16 protein-coding genes are annotated in these 18,493 nt (G+C 61.4%); 1 reads left to right on the top strand and 15 read right to left on the bottom strand.

Going from position 1 to position 18,493, the window contains the following annotated elements; translation table 11 throughout:
* Positions 1-52: 52 nt before the first annotated feature.
* The 4 genes from WA070_RS20260 to WA070_RS20245 form a co-directional block, all read right to left on the bottom strand.
* Entirely contained in the window at positions 53-1,429 is a 1,377-nt protein-coding gene (locus WA070_RS20260; RefSeq protein WP_422635722.1) for a sensor histidine kinase, read from the bottom strand.
* Entirely contained in the window at positions 1,426-2,526 is a 1,101-nt protein-coding gene (locus tag WA070_RS20255) for a DUF2336 domain-containing protein (RefSeq protein WP_422635721.1), read from the bottom strand. The genes WA070_RS20260 and WA070_RS20255 overlap by 4 nt, the downstream gene beginning before the upstream one ends.
* A 57-nt stretch (positions 2,527-2,583) precedes the next feature.
* Positions 2,584-3,750, bottom strand: coding sequence for a hypothetical protein (locus tag WA070_RS20250; RefSeq protein ID WP_422635720.1), 1,167 nt, complete (start codon positions 3,748-3,750; stop codon positions 2,584-2,586).
* 102 nt (positions 3,751-3,852) lie between these two features.
* Complete coding sequence (locus WA070_RS20245; RefSeq protein ID WP_422635719.1) at positions 3,853-4,155, bottom strand: Hpt domain-containing protein; 303 nt, start codon at positions 4,153-4,155, stop codon at positions 3,853-3,855.
* Between the two features lie 80 nt (positions 4,156-4,235).
* Between WA070_RS20245 and WA070_RS20240 the strand changes: the two genes are divergently transcribed.
* Positions 4,236-6,908: a hypothetical protein gene (locus WA070_RS20240; protein ID WP_422635718.1), complete on the top strand. Its 2,673-nt coding sequence runs from the start codon at positions 4,236-4,238 to the stop codon at positions 6,906-6,908.
* Between the two features lie 510 nt (positions 6,909-7,418).
* On the opposite strand, the gene WA070_RS20235 is transcribed toward WA070_RS20240, so the two are convergent.
* From WA070_RS20235 to nuoH, 11 genes are read right to left on the bottom strand one after another with little or no spacing between them, the layout of a single operon-like run.
* Positions 7,419-7,688, bottom strand: coding sequence for a DUF1467 family protein (locus tag WA070_RS20235; RefSeq protein ID WP_422635717.1), 270 nt, complete (start codon positions 7,686-7,688; stop codon positions 7,419-7,421).
* Between the two features lie 9 nt (positions 7,689-7,697).
* Positions 7,698-9,335, bottom strand: coding sequence for a ribonuclease J (locus tag WA070_RS20230; RefSeq protein ID WP_422635716.1), 1,638 nt, complete (start codon positions 9,333-9,335; stop codon positions 7,698-7,700).
* Positions 9,335-10,114, bottom strand: a complete 780-nt coding sequence (locus WA070_RS20225) for a type III pantothenate kinase (protein WP_422635715.1) — start codon at positions 10,112-10,114, stop codon at positions 9,335-9,337. The genes WA070_RS20230 and WA070_RS20225 overlap by 1 nt, the downstream gene beginning before the upstream one ends.
* 18 nt (positions 10,115-10,132) lie before the next feature.
* Positions 10,133-10,834, bottom strand: a complete 702-nt coding sequence (locus WA070_RS20220; RefSeq protein ID WP_422635714.1) for a biotin--[acetyl-CoA-carboxylase] ligase — start codon at positions 10,832-10,834, stop codon at positions 10,133-10,135.
* 2 nt (positions 10,835-10,836) lie between these two features.
* Entirely contained in the window at positions 10,837-12,273 is a 1,437-nt protein-coding gene (gene nuoN, locus WA070_RS20215; RefSeq protein ID WP_422635713.1) for an NADH-quinone oxidoreductase subunit NuoN, read from the bottom strand.
* Positions 12,273-13,826: an NADH-quinone oxidoreductase subunit M gene (locus WA070_RS20210; protein WP_422635712.1), complete on the bottom strand. Its 1,554-nt coding sequence runs from the start codon at positions 13,824-13,826 to the stop codon at positions 12,273-12,275. The genes nuoN and WA070_RS20210 overlap by 1 nt, the downstream gene beginning before the upstream one ends.
* Entirely contained in the window at positions 13,826-15,916 is a 2,091-nt protein-coding gene (nuoL, locus tag WA070_RS20205; RefSeq protein ID WP_422635711.1) for an NADH-quinone oxidoreductase subunit L, read from the bottom strand. The genes WA070_RS20210 and nuoL overlap by 1 nt, the downstream gene beginning before the upstream one ends.
* Before the next feature lie 10 nt (positions 15,917-15,926).
* A complete protein-coding gene (gene nuoK, locus WA070_RS20200; protein ID WP_021247120.1) occupies positions 15,927-16,232 on the bottom strand; it encodes an NADH-quinone oxidoreductase subunit NuoK in 306 nt (101 codons plus the stop codon).
* Positions 16,229-16,840, bottom strand: coding sequence for an NADH-quinone oxidoreductase subunit J (locus WA070_RS20195; RefSeq protein ID WP_422635710.1), 612 nt, complete (start codon positions 16,838-16,840; stop codon positions 16,229-16,231). Before WA070_RS20195 ends, nuoK begins: the two co-directional genes overlap by 4 nt.
* Before the next feature lie 30 nt (positions 16,841-16,870).
* Positions 16,871-17,356, bottom strand: coding sequence for an NADH-quinone oxidoreductase subunit NuoI (nuoI, locus tag WA070_RS20190; RefSeq protein ID WP_422635709.1), 486 nt, complete (start codon positions 17,354-17,356; stop codon positions 16,871-16,873).
* Positions 17,353-18,402, bottom strand: a complete 1,050-nt coding sequence (nuoH, locus tag WA070_RS20185; RefSeq protein ID WP_422635708.1) for an NADH-quinone oxidoreductase subunit NuoH — start codon at positions 18,400-18,402, stop codon at positions 17,353-17,355. The genes nuoI and nuoH overlap by 4 nt, the downstream gene beginning before the upstream one ends.
* Positions 18,403-18,493 lie beyond the last annotated feature (91 nt).

The following is an 18,493-nucleotide window of genomic DNA, read 5'->3' as shown; positions in this document are numbered from 1 at the left end:
CGCCCTTGAACGGGGCGCCGTTTTTTTGTGACCGCTTCAGGCCGCCGCGCCGCTATCCCGCTGGCAGCGACAGGATGAACCGTGCGCCTTGTCCCGGCATCCCGCCGATCTGAATATCGCCGCCCATCGCGCGAGCCAGACGGCGCGAGATATAAAGGCCCAAGCCACTGCCACCGGCATCGTCGCGTCCCAGTCGTTCGAACTTTTCGAAAATCCGTTCCCGATCGGCCAGAGCGACACCCTGCCCCTGATCGATCACGATGATCCGGCAATGGCCATGCTCCCGCTCGGTCACGACACGCACTTCGCTGCCTTCGGGCGCGTAGCGCACGGCGTTGCCGATCAGGTTGACGAGGATTTGCAGCACCCGGCGAAACTCTCCGGTCGCCGGGGTGGAAACGTCGGGGGCTGGCGCGACGATCGAAATCGTCCGGTCCAGCGCCTTCACCGACAGCAGCCCCGCCGCGCGGCGGCCCAAATCGGCCAGGTCCAATTCTTCGCTGATGACGCTGAAATCGGGCCGGTCGATCGCCTGTAAATCGGCCAGGTCATCGACTAACGCCATCAGATGCCGCCCCGCCGAAGCAATGTCCTGCGCATATTCCGCATAATCAGGACGAAGCGCCCCATCCATCTGCGCGCTGATCGTGTCGGCATTGGCGATAATGCGCCCCAGCGGCTGGCGCAGGGAGCGATCCAGCCGCCGCCCGAACTCTGTCGGATAGAGCGTGACCGACGCATCCTGCGTCAGTGGGGCGAACACCGCGCGCTCGACCGGAAAGGCGGTTCCGCGATAGCCCATCAACTGACCACTCAGATCGAACAGCGGAAAGCCCGACAGGCGAAACTGCCGCTCGGGATCACGCGCCAGCGTCGCAGCCTGATCGCGAAAGGCCCGCCGTTGGGCAAAGCCGCGCAGCATCGCCATGTCGCCGTCCGCGTCAGACTGAAGCTGGAAATAGCTGGAAAAGCGGCTACCTGGCACCGGTTGATCGGTCGGCAGCACGCCATGGGTATCGACGCCATCCAACACCATCTGAAACTGTAATTGCGGATCGATCTGCCACGTCCAGCCTTCAGCCAGCGCGGCAATATCCGCATCCCTTCGCCCGGCGTCGATCGATACCTCCACCGCAGGACGTTCATGCCAGTCGATCACCGATAGCGATACACCCTCACCCTCAGGCCGCGCCCGCACCCACATGTCGATGTCGCATCGGTCGGTCGCCGCCATGACCGGGCGCGACACGGTGATCCCTAACCGCCTGGACAGCCGCGCGATGGCAGCAAGCTGCGGCACCGCAAAGCCCATGCCCAGATCGGCCCCGGCCTCCCGCTGCAACGCCAGCAGCGGCGGATCAGCCGCTAACAGCCGACCGTCGGCAGACAGGGTTGCGCGTATGATCGAGGGATGAGCGGGCATGTTCACGCTTTGCGCGCCTCGCCTGTCATAACGCGCAAATGATCCAGCTTCGCGCGAAAAGCGGCCGGTGTCCGCAGGCCGCTGATCGCGCAATCCGCCTGAATATCACTCAGTTGTTGATAATGGTCGGCCAGCGTCACGATCGCCGCATCCGTCAGGCATGGCCGAACCGGACGCAAGGACAGCAGCAAGTGACGATAATCCGCATCCGATCCGCCCAACGCTCGGCACAGCGTCGCAACGTGCGGCAATGGTCCCATGGTCAATATCTCTGTCACCTGCATCATCGTCATGCGCAGACGGCGAGCAGTCAGCGCTGCAAACAGCAGGAATCGACGCTGGTCAAGCGCCGCACCCAAAAGCTCAGGCGAATCGCTCAGCTCGCCGAGTCGGCGTATCAGGCGGTCTGCTTCGGCAATTGGGCTGGCGCTCTCATCATGATCGGCAAGCAAAGCCCACCCGGATCGCTCAAACGCCGCCAGCAGCGCGTCGCCGTCATCCGGCATTGTCCGCTGCGCTCTGGCTGCCAGACAGGCAGCGGCGGTCCAGACCAATTCTGCAAAATATTCCGCTGGCAGGTCAGGCCGCATCGGCTGATCGTCGCCGCCCGCGACTGCCCATCGCCCCTCCGCCAGAACCAGTGCCGCCGCTGCGCCACCGAATGTGGGATCATCCACAGGCAGCAAGGCTTCAGGCTCCGCCTCTGCAACGCTGTCCGCATGGGGATGACCATATTGGCGCAGCATCAAACTGACCCCGGCGCGCATCTGCATATGCGCCAACAGGGCCGACCCAAGCAAAGTCGGCTGCGCGCGCACAGTGGGCCAGCATATCGCATCGGGAGAGGCGTCCAATGCCGCAGCGATATCAGGCACATGATCAAGCGACGCGCGTAACGCCAGTTCGATCGCATTGAGGCAGCCGCCCAGGTGCCGCCGCGTTTCGGCGATCAACGCATCATGACGCGCATGACCATCCAATGGGAAGAAAAAGGCGAGATCGATGGCATGCGAAACGGGCACAGCGGACAGCCCGGCCAGCCTTTGCGCCATCGGCCAGTTGTCGGCCAGGGCCGCTCCATGAAGGGACGAATAGACGCTCATGCGAGGAACCTTAGCCCCACGTCCTTAAAATGCACTAAACCCTGACGGCGAAATATTTCAGTCGCGCGGGCGCAGGATGATCGCGCCAGCCGAAGCGATGAGCGCCAGCATCGCGACCCGGAAGCCCTGCGCCAAAACGCCAAATAGCCCCGCTACGATCAACAGGGGCAGCACCGTGCCGGGCGTGACGATCATCCATGGCCGCGCCCTGCCTGTGCGTCGCCAGCGATCCGCCACCAGCATGATGCCCAGCAGAAGCGCGAGGTCGAGCGCCATCGTACTGCTGCCACCACGCACGATCCCCAGCAGCGCCAGCGAAGGCGTGGCGAAAGCCAGCCAGCTCATCGGCGGTGCCCGCAACGCCAGTTCGTCGAGGCGATCCGCCATCTCCGCCAGCAACAATGCCAGCAGCAGCAGGGCGAATCCCGTCAACGTCCACGTCAGTTCCACCGGCACCAGCGCGATCCCGGCGAGTGCGATCCCGGCTATCCTGACCTGAATGGCAGGCACCTGCATCCGCATCAGCGCGGGACCGATAGCGCGGGCGATTGGCGCAAGGACATAATGTTCGACGCCGCCACGCACGCGCGCGTTGGACGCGCCCGCCGCCGTGACGGCGTTCGCGACCAGATCGGCCTGCTGCTGCGTTTCGACCAGCGTGACCCGCCCTTCCATCAGGTCGTCCTGCGGCACGGTAACGCGTCGTGCGCCATGCTGGACGGCGGCCCGCACCAACGTCAGCGACAAATCCCAGTCGCCGATCATGTCGAGCGTATCAAACAGTAGCGCAGGGCTGATTCGCGCCAAGCCCGCCCAGCGCTGGCCCGCATCGATCCGCTCGAACGGTGTGCTGGCGCGGCTATCGTCGGTGACCAGCAACGCATTGCCCTGCGCACCACCTATCGCATCAACATGGCTTTGTGCCACGATCGCGCCATCGGCGACCAGCAGGATATCGGCGTCACGGGGGACGTCGCGGATCATCGACACCATGTCGCGGACCAGCGACACCGCGATGCCATCGGCGCTCAAGCGATCCACCGCCTGGGACAAGGCGGGCGTGATGACGCTGACCAGGATCATGATGCGGTCGGCCCCGGCCTGCGCCGCCTGCCGCGCCTGATATTCCACCAGCGTCTGGCCGGCGAACAGCAGACTGCCCCGCAATCCCGGCGGCGAATCGCCCGACGCTCTACTGGCGCTGAGAATAGCGGCAAAACTCATATGGTGCGCTGAACGATCCTGTTGCTGTTGAACCGGCCTTTTCGCAAGACGAGACGGTTCACGCAAGCAAAGCCGTCGATCAACCGCAATTTGGAGCGAGTGTCAGCCTTGTGCGAGCGCGGCCAGCGTTGCGCGCAAGCGGCGCAAGATGCGCGGATCGCCCGGAGCGGCCTCCGCCGCTTCGTCCGCCAGCACCATCAAGGACGTCATGCCGAAACTCGCCGCCAGCCCTTTCAGGCGCCATGCGGCCAGTGCCCAATTGGCGTCGCAGCGCGCACGCCCGAGCAGATCGACCTGCCGTTCGGCGCTTTCCATGAACGCCACCCGCAAGTCCGCGATCAGGGCGTTATCGTCGCCGACAGCCGCGGCCAGAGCGGAATTGAGAGCGCCAGGATCATAAGACATAGCGGCAGATGCTATCGGGAACGCGTTAAGTTTTCGTAACAGGCATTTCCGCCCGCGCAAAAGCTGCTAGGATGCGCGCCATGACAGGGGGCAGCACAATCGCCGAATTTTGGCGTAACACCGACATCGCGACTCATGATGATCCACAGGCGGATGATATTCTGCTTCTGGATCACACAGTTATGAGTGACGATCCAGAGGACGATCCGCATGTCGGAACCGGCGATGGCTGGATCACACGCATCAGGCTGCTGCTTGGCCTGCTCGCGGTTGCCTGGGTCGGTTTTGCCGGTTGGGCTATCGCCACATCGGGCGATCTGGCTACCCCATCCCTGTGGGCCAATGCGCTCGCGACACTGGCCATTCCGCCGACACTGTTGGGCGTCGCCTATCTTTTGCTCATGCGCAACAGCCGCAGCGAATCGCGGCGCTATCTCGATACTGCTCACGCCCTTCGGACGGAGGCTGACCATCTGGAACGGCGACTTGGCCGAATTGCCGACCAGTTGGAAGCCGCGCGTCAAACGATGCACGATCAGGCGGAATTGCTCGACAGCTATGGCGCGGCAGCCAGCAGTAATATGGAAGCATCCGCCGAACTCATCGCTGCCCGGTCTCAGACGACGTCTGATCGGGCAGAGGCCGCCGAACGCGCGGGCGCTGCGATGCTTGCGCGGATGGAGATGCTGATCGCATCCATCCCGGAACTGGAGGACAAGACGGGCCGCATGGCGGCGCAGATCATGGATAACGGCCACGCTCTTGCCGAACGGATCGATACGCTCGAAGCCAGACTGCATGCGCTGGCCGAATTATCCGACGATGCACGCGCACGCACGCTTTCGGCTACCAAGAGCCTGTCGGGGCAACTTAATCAGCTTCAGGAATCCACACGGGCCGCGAGCGAGGAAGTGACTGGTCTGGCAGATCTGGCCGCAAGCCGGATCGAGGCGACGACGCTGGGCGCGCGGCAGGCGATGGATCGCACCCGGCGGGATCTGGACGCACAATCCTCTGCCCTAACGGCACTGGTCGATGCGGCGGAAGGCGGCATCGCGACCGCCAGCGAAACGATGCGTACCACGTTGATGCGCGATCTTGATTCGGCGCAGGCAATTCTACGCGATCGATTGGACAGTGCGCTGGCCAATGTGCGCGCAACGCTGGCTACGACTGACGACGGGCTTAACCGCCGCGCCGAATCGCTTGAAGCACTGGTTGCCGCTGCACAGGCAGGGATCGGCAGGGCCAGTGAAAATACGCTATCGACATTCGCGCGGGACATGGACGCCATGGAGGGCGACCTGCGCGGTCGATTGGCCGCTGCGCTGGATCGCGCGCAGCAGGCGCTTGCCCTGGCTGATGCCGGGCTGACGGGCCAGTCGGCCACTCTGGATGCGTTGATCGAACGATCGCGCTCAGCGCTGGACGCCATCGGGTCCGAAACCGTGGCCGGCCTTGTCGATACGATCGGCGATGTCGAAAACCGACTGCACCAGATCGACCATATGGTCGAAGGACAGCGCACGCTGCTATCCAGCCTGCACACCAATCTTAACGACACAATCGCTTCGACCGAAGGCCGCTTTGCCACCCTGGAGGATAATGCCCTCGCGCGCAGCGAAAGGCTGGCGCAGGCGCTGGTCCGGCTGACAGACGAGACGCAACGTATCGACAGCGCACTTTCGGCGGGCGGGATTACGGCTGAAAAGCTGATTGGCTGCGCCGAAACGCTGCTCGTCGCGCTCGATTCAAGCGTGCGCGAACTGGATGAAACCTATCCCGGCGCGCTCGATCGATTCGATGCACGGATGGAACAGAGCCGCGCGCTTTTGGGTGGCGCGACCCCTGAAATGGAGCGGCTGGAGGCGATTTCTCAGGCCTTGGTGGGTCGGGCCGAGGAAGCGGAAGAACTGTTACGCGGACAGGGAAGCCGCCTGACCGAATGGCTTGAAAGCACGCAAGGCGGGCTGGAGGCCAATCGCGCATTGGTCGATCGGCTGCGCACCGCTCTGGATGGCGCGCATCAGGACGCTACGCGCATTACCGAAGGCGCGGGACCGTTGCTCGTCACTGCGCTCCTGCGGGTCAAGGATACCGCCGATCAGGCCGCCGAACGCGCGCGGCAGGCACTGGCGCGCGCCATTCCCGAAGCAGCGCAAGCATTGGCTCTTGCCAGCGACAAGGCCATGGAGACGGTGATAGGCGAGCGCGTCACGGCGCAGATCGAACATGTCGCCCAAGTCGCAGAAGAAGCGGTGAAGGCCGCGCATCACGCGTCCGAGCGCCTTACTCGCCAATTGCTGACGATCGCCGATACCAGCGCCAGCGTGGAACAGCGGATCGAGGAAGCGGAACGCGCGTCCGAAACCCGCGACCGGGACCATTTTGCCCGCCGCTCCGCTCTGTTGATCGAATCCCTCAACAGCACCGCCATCGATGTCACCAAAATCCTGTCGAACGATGTTACGGATTCGGCGTGGTCGGCCTATCTGAAGGGCGATCGGGGTGTCTTCACGCGCCGGGCCGTGAAACTGCTGGACGCGGGCGAGTCGCGCGAAATCGCGCTTCACTATGATAATGATGCGGAGTTCCGCGATCATGTAAACCGCTACATCCATGATTTCGAAGGGATGTTACGGATCATCCTGTCGGCGCGGGACGGCAACGCACTGGGTGTCGCTATCCTGTCGTCCGACATGGGCAAACTCTATGTCGCATTGGCACAGGCGATCGAGCGGCTGCGTCAGTAGGCGCGGCCGGGTTGGATTGAGCAGGACAATTCCGTCATCCTGTCCGGTTGCTCGGGCGGCGGAAAGTCCGCCATGTTGGCTGAACTAAAGCGGCGCGGCTATGCCGCGATGCGGAGTCGGTAGGCGGATAGTCGCACAGGAACGAGCGGAAACTGGCGCAGCCTTGCCATAGGTCGATATGCGTGCCTTTGCAGCCCAGACTATCGACAATTGGGAAGTGCCCTGCGAACTGACCGGCTGGCTATTTTTCGATCGCACTCTCGTGGATGCCTGATCGCTTTCGGCCGTGCCTTTCGTCAGGACAACATGATCCCCCGTATAATCGGCAGATATGTCCCACACAGCCATGGCTCACACTCGTTGAGAACAACGACAGCATGAAGCATGACCGGGCGAAGGCAACGGCTGAATATCGGCGGCTCGTCACAGGCGAGTGGATCGCCCGACTACAGTATCGAAGCCCTGCGAATGCGCATTATCCAAACCGGCTTAAATCACTCTGATCCCCGCTTACCGCCCTGCATGAAAGCCCGGCAGCATGTCTATCGTCACCCAACCCTGCACATAATTGGCATAATATAGCCCGAACAGGACAGCCGACATCAGCGTAGCGCGTAATGCGACCATGCCCGGTCGGAAGTTGCTGGGCGCGCTATCCGCCTGCCCCCGGATCAGCACTTCGCCCGTTTCATCGGGTGTGCGGATGCCGAAGGGCAGCATGACGAATGCGCTGATCACCCAGAACAGCACATAGATGGCAAAGATCGCGTAGAGGTTCATAGCCCCAGATTACGCCCGAATAAGCAGAACGTCCACTATCGGCTTCTTGCCCGTCCAGCGGGTCGCGACACGGCGCACGGCCAGGCGAACGCGTTCACGCAGGGCGTCTTCTTCCTGCGATCCCTTGGGCAGGACGGTCGCGACTTCATCGGCTGCTTCCTTCAGGAACGCTGCCTTATCTTCCTCGACTGGAACGCCCTGCGTGCGCAGCGTCGGCGAGCCTATCAGCTTGCCCTTGCGGTCCAACGCCACGGCGACGCTGATCTGACCATGCAGGCCCAGCTTGCGCCGCTCGTTGATAGTGGCGCCGTCGGCAGGCAAGATGACGTCGCCATCCAGCACCAGTCTGCCCACATCCTGCTTGCCGATGATCTGCGGCGCGCCGGGCGCCAACCGCAGCAGGTCACCGTTCGACTGGACTACGGCATGGCGAATACCGCTGGTGATGCCCAGTCGCGCCTGTTCCGCCATATGTCGCCGCTCGCCATGGACTGGCAGCAGGATTTCAGGTCGTATCCAGCGATACATCGCTTCCAGTTCGGGCCGCCCCGGATGGCCGGACACATGCACTTCCGCCTGACGATCGGTCACCATCAGGATGTTCTTCATCGCCAGCGCATTCTGGATGCGACCAATGGCAATTTCATTGCCGGGGATCTGCTTGGACGAGAAAACGACCGTGTCGCCCTCCGCCAGCTTGATAGGATGACTGTCGAAAGCCACGCGCGCAAGTGCGGCCCGCGCTTCGCCCTGCCCGCCCGTGGCGATGATCATCACCTCGTCGCGCGGCAACGACATGACATCGTCCCAATCGACCGTTGGCGGAAAGTCCTTGAGATAACCCGCCGCCTTGGCGGTCGTGATAATGCGATCCAGCGAACGCCCGGCGACGCACACTTTGCGCCCACAGGCTGCTGCGACTTCGCCCAGTGTCTGAACGCGCGCCGCGTTGGACGCAAAGGTCGTGACCAGCACGCGGCCTTTCGCTGCTGCGACGGTCTGCATCAACCCCTCGCGCACGGCTCCTTCGGACCCGCTGGCCTTGTCGTTGAATACGTTGGTACTATCGCACACCAGCGCCAGAACGCCTTCGTCACCGATCGCGGTCAGTTCCGCAGGCGTCGATGGCTTGCCCAGTAGGGGTTGGTCGTCCAGCTTCCAGTCACCAGTATGGAATATACGCCCGTGCGGCGTGTCGATGACCAGCCCATTGCCTTCGGGAATCGAATGCGCCAGCGGCACGTAACGGAAGCCAAACGGCCCCAGATTGAAGCTGCCTTCATTCTGGATGACATGGAGCTTGACCGTCTTCGACAGCCCCTCCTCTTCCAGCTTCAGTCGGATCAACCCGGCAGTGAAAGGCGTCGCGTAGAGCGGCACACCAAGGTCGGCGGCCAGATAGGGAATGGCGCCGATATGGTCTTCATGCCCGTGCGTCAGCACGATACCCAACAGATCGTCCCGACGATCCTCGATAAAGCTCAGGTCAGGCAGGATCAGTTCCACGCCCGGATAATTGGAATCGGCAAAGGTCAGGCCCAGATCGACCATCACCCACTTGCCCTGGCAACCATAGAGATTGACATTCATGCCGATCTCCCCCGACCCACCAAGGGCCAGGAAGAGCAGCTCATCTTTAGGTTTCATTATGTCTTCATACTCCGCTCGTGCAGCAGCGCGAGGCCTTGAACCGTCAAGTCTGGCGCGATTGCATCGAAAATATCGCTGTTGTCGTTGAAGAGGACCGCTAAGCCCCCCGTCGAAATCACTCTGGTCGGTCGGCCGATTTCCGCCCTCATACGGGCGACCAGCCCCTCCATCATGGCTACATAGCCCCAAAAAACGCCGATGTGCATCTGTGCTTCGGTCGTGCGCCCGATGACCGATCGGGTTTCGGGCGCGGTAATAGCGATCTTGGGCAATTTCGCCGCCGCCGCAACCAAAGCGTCCAATGACAGATTGATGCCTGGCGCGATGATCCCGCCCTTGTAAGCACCGCTATAATCGACAACGTCGAACGTCGTCGCAGTGCCAAAATCGATGATGATTAAATCGCCGGTATACAGATGGTGCGCCGCGATCGCGTTTACAACCCGATCCGCCCCCACCGACCCCGGCTCCGCCACGTCCAGTTCGATACCCCATTCCACGCTACCCTGACCGGCAACCAGCGGGGTCGTCTTGAAATATTTCTCGGACAACACCTGCAGATTGTGCAGCGCACGGGGCACGACCGTCGCGATGATAACCGCATTGACGTCAGCGATCTTATAGCCTTCAAGCATCAACAACTGGTTCAGCCAGACAGCATATTCATCGGCCGTGCGGCGCGGGTCAGTAGCAATGCGCCAGCGCGCACAGATATCCCGGCCGTCCAGCAGCGCGAAAACCACATTGGTATTGCCCGCGTCGATCGCGAGAAGCATGGCCGATCCCCGAAATGGTTAGAGCAGGTGGATGTCGCCGGCGTGAATGACATGCTTGTCGCCATTCGCCAAGCGCAGGATCAACATGCCCTGCGCGTCCAGCGTATCGAATGCACCCTCAACCACGCCGCCATCGGATTGTGCGACCCGCATCGCTGTGCCGGGCGAGTGCGCGTTCAGCAACCAGTGCGTCCGTACCGGGTCCAGCCCCTGCGCGCGCCATATCGATAACCAGTGCGCGAAAAGCTGCGCTAGTCTCTCCAGCAGCGTGCCCGCTTCCGCATTGGTCGCCCCCTGAGCGGCGAGGCTGGTGACGGGCCGATCGAGACCCGTCGGATGATCGGTCACGTTGATACCGATCCCCACGACGATCGCATTGCCCGTCCGCTCCAGCAGGATACCGGCGATCTTCGCGCCATCGACCAATATGTCATTGGGCCATTTGATCTGCGCTCGTCCCGCGCAAAGTGGCGCGACAAGGGCATGGACAGCATTGGCCGCAACCAGTGCCAGAGTATGCGCCAGTGGATCGCCCTGACTCAGCAGCACGAAGGTTGAGCAATAGAGATTGCCGACCGGGCTGTCCCAGCTTCGGCCCAAGCGCCCCCTGCCGCCGCTTTGCCGTCCCGCACGCAACCAGCAGCCTTCGGGCGCGCCCTGATCCACCAACGCCAACATGTCGGCATTGGTCGACCCGGTTTCCGCGACAAAGCGGATCAATGTCAGAAGAGCGACGCCGCAGCGGCGGCGCTGGCCTTGTCCAACAACGGATTGAGCAGATAACCCACCACGATCACGACGGCGCATGCGGTCAGGATGATATTTTCCACAGCCCCGCCTTTCGCCTCATAGGCGGCGGTTGGCTCGTCGAAGTAGATCGTCTTGATGATCTTGAGGTAATAGAAAGCGCCTATCACCGAAGCGGCTATACCCACCGCTGCCAATGCCGTGAGGCCGGACGCCACCGCCGCATCGAACACTAGGAACTTGGCCCAGAAGCCGAACAGCGGCGGGATGCCAGCCATCGAGAACATGAAGATCGCGAAACCGGCAGCCAGACCCTTACGCGATTGCGACAGGCCAGCCAGGCTGGCGATGCTCTCGACTGGCTTACCGTCCGCGTCGCGCATTTGCAGGATACAGGCGAACGCACCGATGGTCATGACAACATAGATCGCCATGTAGCTCATCGTCGCAGCCACACCAGCAGGTGTGCCGCAGGCGAGGCCGATCAGCGCAAAGCCGACATTGTTGATCGAGGAATAGGCCATCAGGCGCTTGATGTTAGTCTGGCCGATCGCCGCGACCGCGCCGAAAATAATCGAGGCAAGCGCCACGAAGATCACGATCTGCTGCCAGTCCAGACCCGCTGGCCCCAATGCCTCGATCGCAACACGCACGGTCAGGCCCATGGCTGCAACCTTGGGCGCGCTGCCGAAGAAGGTGGCGACCGGCGTTGGCGCGCCTTCATAGACGTCGGGCGTCCACATATGGAACGGCACGGCGCTGATCTTGAAAGCAAGGCCCGCCAGCACAAATACCAGGCCGAACAGCTCGCCCTTTGACACGCCATCGCCCATCGCCACGGCGATGCCGTCGAACGCGGTGCTGCCGGTGAAGCCGTAGAGCAGGGAAATGCCGTAGAGCAGGATGCCACTCGCCAGCGAACCCAGCACGAAATATTTCAGGCCTGCCTCGGACGAGCGCCCATCCTGCCGCATGAAGCTGGCCAGTACATAAGCGGCCAGGCTCTGCATCTCCAGCCCGACATACAACGTCAGCATGTCGCCCGCCGACACCATCATGCCCATGCCGATGCTGCTGAACAGGATCAGAACCGGATATTCAGGCCGCTCCGCGCCATCTGTGGAAAAGAAGCGCGGGGCGAGCAGGATTGCTGCACCCGCAGCGGCGTAAATTAATGCCTTGGCGTAAACCGAGAAAGCATCGGCGCGGACGAGACCATCAAAGGCAACGGGACCATAAGCCAGCGAGGTGGACAGCGAAAGGCCAGCCAAGCCGAGCGTCAGGACAGCCAGCCAGTTGACCATGCGGGATGTACCATCACCGCCAAACGCCGCGACGAGCATCAGGATCAATCCGCCTGCCGTGAGAACCAGCTCGGGCAGGACGGCCATGAGGGAAGCGGATTCAATCATCAGTGCGCTCCCCCGTGCGCCGGAACTTCTTCATGATGGCCCTCACTCACTGGCTTGGGCGCACCCATTTTAATCTTGGAATCGCCGCCCGGTGCAGCGGGCGCGAGGCGCGCTTCAAGCGCGCGAATGTCAGGACGCATCGGCGACAGGAAACTTTCGGGATAGACGCCCATCCACAGTACCACCGCCGCGATGGGTGCCATCAGCCAGAATTCCCGCATCGACAGGTCTGGCATGGCAGCGGCATCAGCATTGACCTGCTCACCATAGCAGATCCGGCGATAGAGGTAGAGCATGTAGGCCGCGCCCAGGATGATGCCCGTAGTGCAGACCAGCGCGACCCAGCTCGACGCCTGATACACGCCCATAAGCGAGAGGAACTCACACACGAAATTGGACGTGCCCGGCAGGCCGACGGCGGCCATGGTGAAGAACAGGAACAGCACGGCATATTTGGGCATGTTGATCGACAGGCCACCATAGCGTGCAATCTCACGCGTATGCAGCCGGTCATAGACGACGCCGACGCACAGGAACAAAGCGCCCGCGACCAGACCATGGCCCAGCATGACCATCATAGCGCCCTCAATACCCGCCTGGTTGAAGGCAAACAGGCCGATAGTGACGATCGCCATGTGCGCGACGGACGAATAGGCGATCAGCTTCTTCATGTCCGACTGCACCAGCGCGACGAGGCTGGTATAGACGACCGCGACCATCGACAGTCCCCAGACCAGCGGCGCAAGCTGCGCGGACGCTTCGGGGAACATTGGCAGCGAAAAGCGGATGAACCCGTAACCGCCCATTTTAAGCAGCACGCCCGCAAGAATGACTGACCCTGCGGTCGGCGCCTGGACATGCGCGTCAGGCAACCAGGTGTGGACCGGCCACATCGGCATCTTAACAGCGAAGCTGGCGAAGAAGGCGAGGAACAGCCATGTCTGCGCATGCGGCGGGAAATTATACGCCATCAAGACGGGAATCTGCGTCGTGCCCGCTTCATGCACCATCCACATCATCGCGATCAGCATCAGGACCGAGCCGAACAATGTGTAGAGGAAGAATTTATAGCTGGCATAAATGCGATCCGCGCCGCCCCAGATGCCGATGATCAGATACATCGGGATGAGACCGGCTTCGAACATGATGTAGAAGAGGTAGAGATCCTGCGCGGTGAAGACGCCGATCATCAGCACCTCCATGAACAGGAACGCCGCCATATATTCGCCGACGCGCTTTTCGATCGCGTTCCAGCTGGCACCAATGCAGATCGGCATCAGGAACACGGTCAGAACGATCAGCATCAACGCGATGCCGTCGATACCCAGCGCCCAGGCGAAGCGACCGAACACCGGCGCATATTCCTGAAACTGCCACTGCGCGCCTGTGCCGGACTGGTCGAAATTCATCCACAGGACGACGCCCAGAACGAAATCCACCAGCGTGGCGATCAGCGCGATCCAGCGCGCATTGTTCGCGCCCGCAAACAGACAGGCGATGGCCCCGGCCATCGGCACTGCCATCATCAGGGAAAGGATGGGGAAGCCGTCCATTATCGTGTCATCGCCCAGGTTGCGGCAGCGGCGAGGCCGATCAGCATCACCAGCGCGTAGGTGTAGAGGTAGCCGGACTGAAGCCGACGCGTCACTTTATTGCCCTGCACGACCAGCGCTGCCAGCCCGTTGGGGCCGAACCGGTCGATCAGGCCGACATCGCCGAACTTCCAGAAGAAGCGACCGATGGCAAAGGCAGGCTTCACGAACAGGACGTTATACAGTTCGTCGAAATACCATTTGTTGAGCAGGAAGGTGTAGAGCGCGCCAAAGGTCGCCACGAACCGCTGCGGCCAGTCGGTATTTCTGAGATAGCTCAGATAAGCGATCAGCAACCCGGTCAGCATCACCGTGAACGGCGCGAACTTGACCCATGTCGGCACTTCATGCGCAGCATGCATCAGATGGCTGTCGAACGCGAGCGCACCGTTCCAAAATGCAATACCGCCTTCGGGACCGATAAACTGGTCGTGGAAGACGAAGCCAGCAAATACCGCGCCCAGGCTCAGGATCACCAGCGGGACCAGCATCACCCACGGGCTTTCATGTGGATGATAGCCGCCATCGCCGGTCGCTGGCGCATGATGATGGTCATCATGGCCATGCGCGTCATGGGCATGGGCGTGCGGTTCATGGCCCGCATCTTCCTGCGCCGGTGTATCATGAGCATGATCGTCATGCCCATGTGCATCGTGCAACGCATGCTGGATATGCTCCGACGCGGCCCAGCGGGGCTTGCCGAAAAAGGTCAGGAAGACCAGACGCCAGCTGTAGAAGCTGGTCAGCAGCGCGGCGAAGACGCCGACGATGAACGCACCGGTCCCGGCTCCGCCAGCGGCATAGGCCGCCTCCAGGATGCCGTCCTTCGAATAGAAACCGGCAAAGCCAATGCCCACGATCGGCAGGCCGACGCCGGTGATCGCCAGCGTCCCCAGCGTCATCGTCCAGAAGGTGATCGGGATGCTTTTACGCAGGCCGCCATAATAGCGCATGTCCTGCTCATGGTGCATCGCATGGATGACCGAACCCGCCCCCAGGAACAACAGCGCCTTGAAGAAAGCATGCGTGAACAGATGGAACATCGCCGCACCGTAAGCGCCCACGCCTGCTGCAAAGAACATATAGCCCAGCTGCGAACAGGTCGAATAGGCGATGACGCGTTTGATGTCCGTCTGCACCGTGCCGACCGTCGCTGCGAACAGGCAGGTAGCCGCGCCCACATAGGTGACGACTGTCAGCGCCGTTGCCGACGTTTCGAACATCGGCGACAGGCGGCACACCATGAACACACCCGCCGTCACCATGGTCGCCGCGTGGATCAGCGCCGACACAGGCGTCGGCCCCTCCATCGCGTCAGGCAACCAAGTATGCAGGCCCAACTGCGCCGACTTGCCCATCGCGCCGACGAACAGCAGTAAACAAAGCACCGTCATCGTGTCGAAGCGGTGACCCAGAAAACCGATGGTCGAACCCGCCATCGACGGCGCAGCGGCCAGAATTTCTGGGATCGAGATGGTATTGAACACCAGATAGGTGCCAAAAATCCCCATCATGAAGCCAAGGTCGCCGACGCGATTGACGACGAACGCCTTGATCGCGGCGGCATTGGCGCTGGGCTTGCGGAACCAGAAACCGATGAGCAGGTAGGAGGCAAGCCCCACCCCTTCCCAGCCGAAGAACATCTGCAGCAGGTTGTTCGCCGTCACGAGCATCAGCATCGCGAAGGTGAAGAGCGAGAGATAGGCGAAGAAGCGCGGCTGATCCGGCTCTTCGTCCATATAACCCCAGCTATACAGGTGGACGAGGCTCGACACGCTGGTGATGACCACCAGCATGACGGCCGTCATGGCATCGACCCGCAAGGCCCACTGAGCGTCGAAGCTGCCTGACTGAATCCAGGTGAACAGCGGCACGACATGCGCCTGCGCGCTGCCCGTCAGGAAGCTGATGAAGATCGGCCAGCTCATTGCACAAGCAGCAAAGAGCGCCCCGGTCGTGATGATCTTCGCAGGCAGCTTGCCCAGCGCCTTGTTGCCAAGGCCGGCGATGGCTGCCGCGAGCAGCGGAAGAAGAACGATAAGCTGGATCATGAGGTCAGGCTCAGCCCTTCATCCGGTTGACATCGTCAACGGCGATCGTGCCGCGACCACGGAAGTAAATGACGAGAATGGCAAGCCCGATGGCCGCTTCACCCGCCGCGACGGTCAGCACGAACATCGAAAAAACTTGCCCCACCAGATCGCCTAGAAAGGCGCTGAATGCGACGAAGTTGATGTTCACGCTGAGCAGGATCAGTTCGATCGCCATCAGAATGATGATCACATTCTTGCGATTGATGAAGATGCCCAGCACCCCCATCACGAACAGGATGGCGCTGACTACCATATAATGTTGCAGGCCGATCACAGCTCCACCCCCTGCCCGACGGGCTGATTGACGTTGCGCACCGCATCCTGCGGACGGCGGCGGTTCTGCTTGCCCACATTCTGCCCCTTCACGCCACCACGAGCGCGGTGGGTCAGGACGATCGCGCCGATCATCGCCACCAGCAGGACGATGCCTGCCGCTTCGAACAGGAAGATGTAGCGCGTATAAAGCAGCGTCCCGATCGCCTTGATGTTCGATACGTCAGGCGCAGTCGGTGCAGCGCGTTGTGCCAGTTCAATCGGACCCGCGCTCCAAAGGCCGATGCCCAGGATAATCTCCGCAAGCAGCACCAGCGCGATCAGCAGCCCGAACGGCAGATAGCTGACGAACCCGGCCCGCAATTCGGCAAAGTCGATGTCCAGCATCATCACGACGAACAGGAACAACACCGCAACAGCGCCGACATAGACGATGACGAGCAGCATCGCGATAAACTCTGCCCCCAGCAGGATCATCAGACCCGCCGCGTTGAAGAAGGCGAGGATCAGCCACAGCACCGAATGAACGGGGTTGCGCGACAATATGGTGAGCGCGCCGCTGCACACCACCAAAATGGCGAACAGGTAAAAGGCGAGGACGTGAATCACAGGTGCAATATTCCCTTTGACGCGCGCGGCTTAACGATAGGGGGCATCGGCGGCAAGGTTCGCGGCAATCGCGCGTTCCCACTTGTCACCATTTTCGAGGAGCTTGGCCTTGTCGTAGATCAGCTCTTCGCGGGTTTCGGTCGAAAACTCGAAATTCGGCCCTTCTACGACTGCGTCCACCGGGCAGGCTTCCTGACAGAAACCGCAATAGATGCACTTGGTCATGTCGATGTCGTAGCGCGTCGTGCGGCGGCTGCCATCCTCGCGCGGCTGTGCCTCGATTGTAATCGCCTGCGCCGGACATACCGCCTCGCACAGCTTGCACGCAATGCAACGCTCTTCCCCATTGGGATAGCGACGCAGCGCATGTTCCCCACGAAAACGCGGCGAGATCGGGTTCTTCTCATAGGGGTAGTTGATCGTCGCCTTGGCCTTGAAAAAATATTTCAAGGTCAGCGCATGCGCCTTCACAAACTCCCAGAGGGTGAAGCTCTTGATATAATAAGCGAGGCTCATTGTGCGCCTCCATAGCGCGTCAGCATGAGGAAGCCCGATACCAGGAAGACGAAGAAGAGCGAGGTCGGCAGGAATATCTTCCAGCCCAGACGCATCAACTGGTCATAACGGTAGCGCGGCACAGTCGCCTTCACCCAGGAAAAGACGAAGAAGAAGAACAGGATTTTGGCGAACAGCCAGAGGATGCCGGGCACATAATAGAGCGGCGCCCAGTCCACCGGCGGCAGATAGCCACCCCAGAACAGGATCGCATTGAGCGCACACATCAGGATGACGTTAGCATATTCGCCCAGCCAATAGAGCGCGAAGGCCATGGACGAATATTCGGTCTGATAACCCGCGACCAGTTCGCTTTCCGCTTCGGTCAGGTCGAACGGCGCGCGCGCGGTTTCGGCCAGTGCCGAGATCAGGAACATGATTGCCATCGGGAAGAGCAAGGGATTAAACCCGTTGCCGTTCAGAAAGCCATAATAGCCCTTCTGGCTTTCCACGATCGCGGTCAGGTTGAACGACCCGGCCCACAGCACGACGGTGATGATGATGAAGCCGATCGAGACTTCATAACTGATCATCTGCGCACTGGCGCGGATCGCCGAATAGAAGGGATATTTGGAGTTGGATGCCCAACCAGCCAAAATAATGCCATAGACACCAAGCGAACTGATCGCGAGGATGTAGAGCAACCCGACATTGATGTTGGCCAACACCACGCCAACCTGGAACGGGATGACCGCCCACGCCATCAGCGCCACTGTGAAGGTGATGATCGGCGCGATCAGGAACAGCGCCTTGTTCGACGCCGACGGGACAATGGTTTCCTGAAGGAAAACCTTCAAACCATCAGCAAAAGACTGAAGCAGGCCGAACGGACCGACCACATTGGGACCACGGCGCAAAGCCATCGCCGCCCAGATCTTGCGATCGGCATAGATGATCATCGCGACGGCCAGCATGACCGGCAAAGCGATCAGCAAAATGCCGATCACGGTGGACAGCAACCATGCTCCGTCGAAGCCGAGACCCAGATTTTGGAAGAAAGCGGTCACTTGGCGCCCCCAGCGTTAACGGAGCAGCGTGCTCCCGCGAAGGCGGGAGTCCAGTTCAGACTTCGGGACTGGGTTCCCGCCTGCGCGGGGA

This window comes from Sphingobium sp. (genome assembly GCF_049304695.1).
Lineage (GTDB): Bacteria > Pseudomonadota > Alphaproteobacteria > Sphingomonadales > Sphingomonadaceae > Sphingobium.
The sequence above is the reverse complement of the archived record's forward strand: the minus strand, read 5'-3'. Positions and strand labels throughout refer to the sequence as shown.

Coding starts and splice junctions, on each gene's coding strand:
- WA070_RS20255 (WP_422635721.1), bottom strand. CDS start 2,526: ATGAGCGTCTATTCGTCCCTTCATGGAGCGGCCCTGGCCGACAACTGG.
- WA070_RS20250 (WP_422635720.1), bottom strand. CDS start 3,750: ATGAGTTTTGCCGCTATTCTCAGCGCCAGTAGAGCGTCGGGCGATTCG.
- WA070_RS20245 (WP_422635719.1), bottom strand. CDS start 4,155: ATGTCTTATGATCCTGGCGCTCTCAATTCCGCTCTGGCCGCGGCTGTC.
- WA070_RS20240 (WP_422635718.1), top strand. CDS start 4,236: ATGACAGGGGGCAGCACAATCGCCGAATTTTGGCGTAACACCGACATC.
- WA070_RS20235 (WP_422635717.1), bottom strand. CDS start 7,688: ATGAACCTCTACGCGATCTTTGCCATCTATGTGCTGTTCTGGGTGATC.
- WA070_RS20230 (WP_422635716.1), bottom strand. CDS start 9,335: ATGAAACCTAAAGATGAGCTGCTCTTCCTGGCCCTTGGTGGGTCGGGG.
- WA070_RS20225 (WP_422635715.1), bottom strand. CDS start 10,114: ATGCTTCTCGCGATCGACGCGGGCAATACCAATGTGGTTTTCGCGCTG.
- nuoN (WP_422635713.1), bottom strand. CDS start 12,273: ATGATTGAATCCGCTTCCCTCATGGCCGTCCTGCCCGAGCTGGTTCTC.
- WA070_RS20210 (WP_422635712.1), bottom strand. CDS start 13,826: ATGGACGGCTTCCCCATCCTTTCCCTGATGATGGCAGTGCCGATGGCC.
- nuoL (WP_422635711.1), bottom strand. CDS start 15,916: ATGATCCAGCTTATCGTTCTTCTTCCGCTGCTCGCGGCAGCCATCGCC.
- nuoI (WP_422635709.1), bottom strand. CDS start 17,356: ATGAGCCTCGCTTATTATATCAAGAGCTTCACCCTCTGGGAGTTTGTG.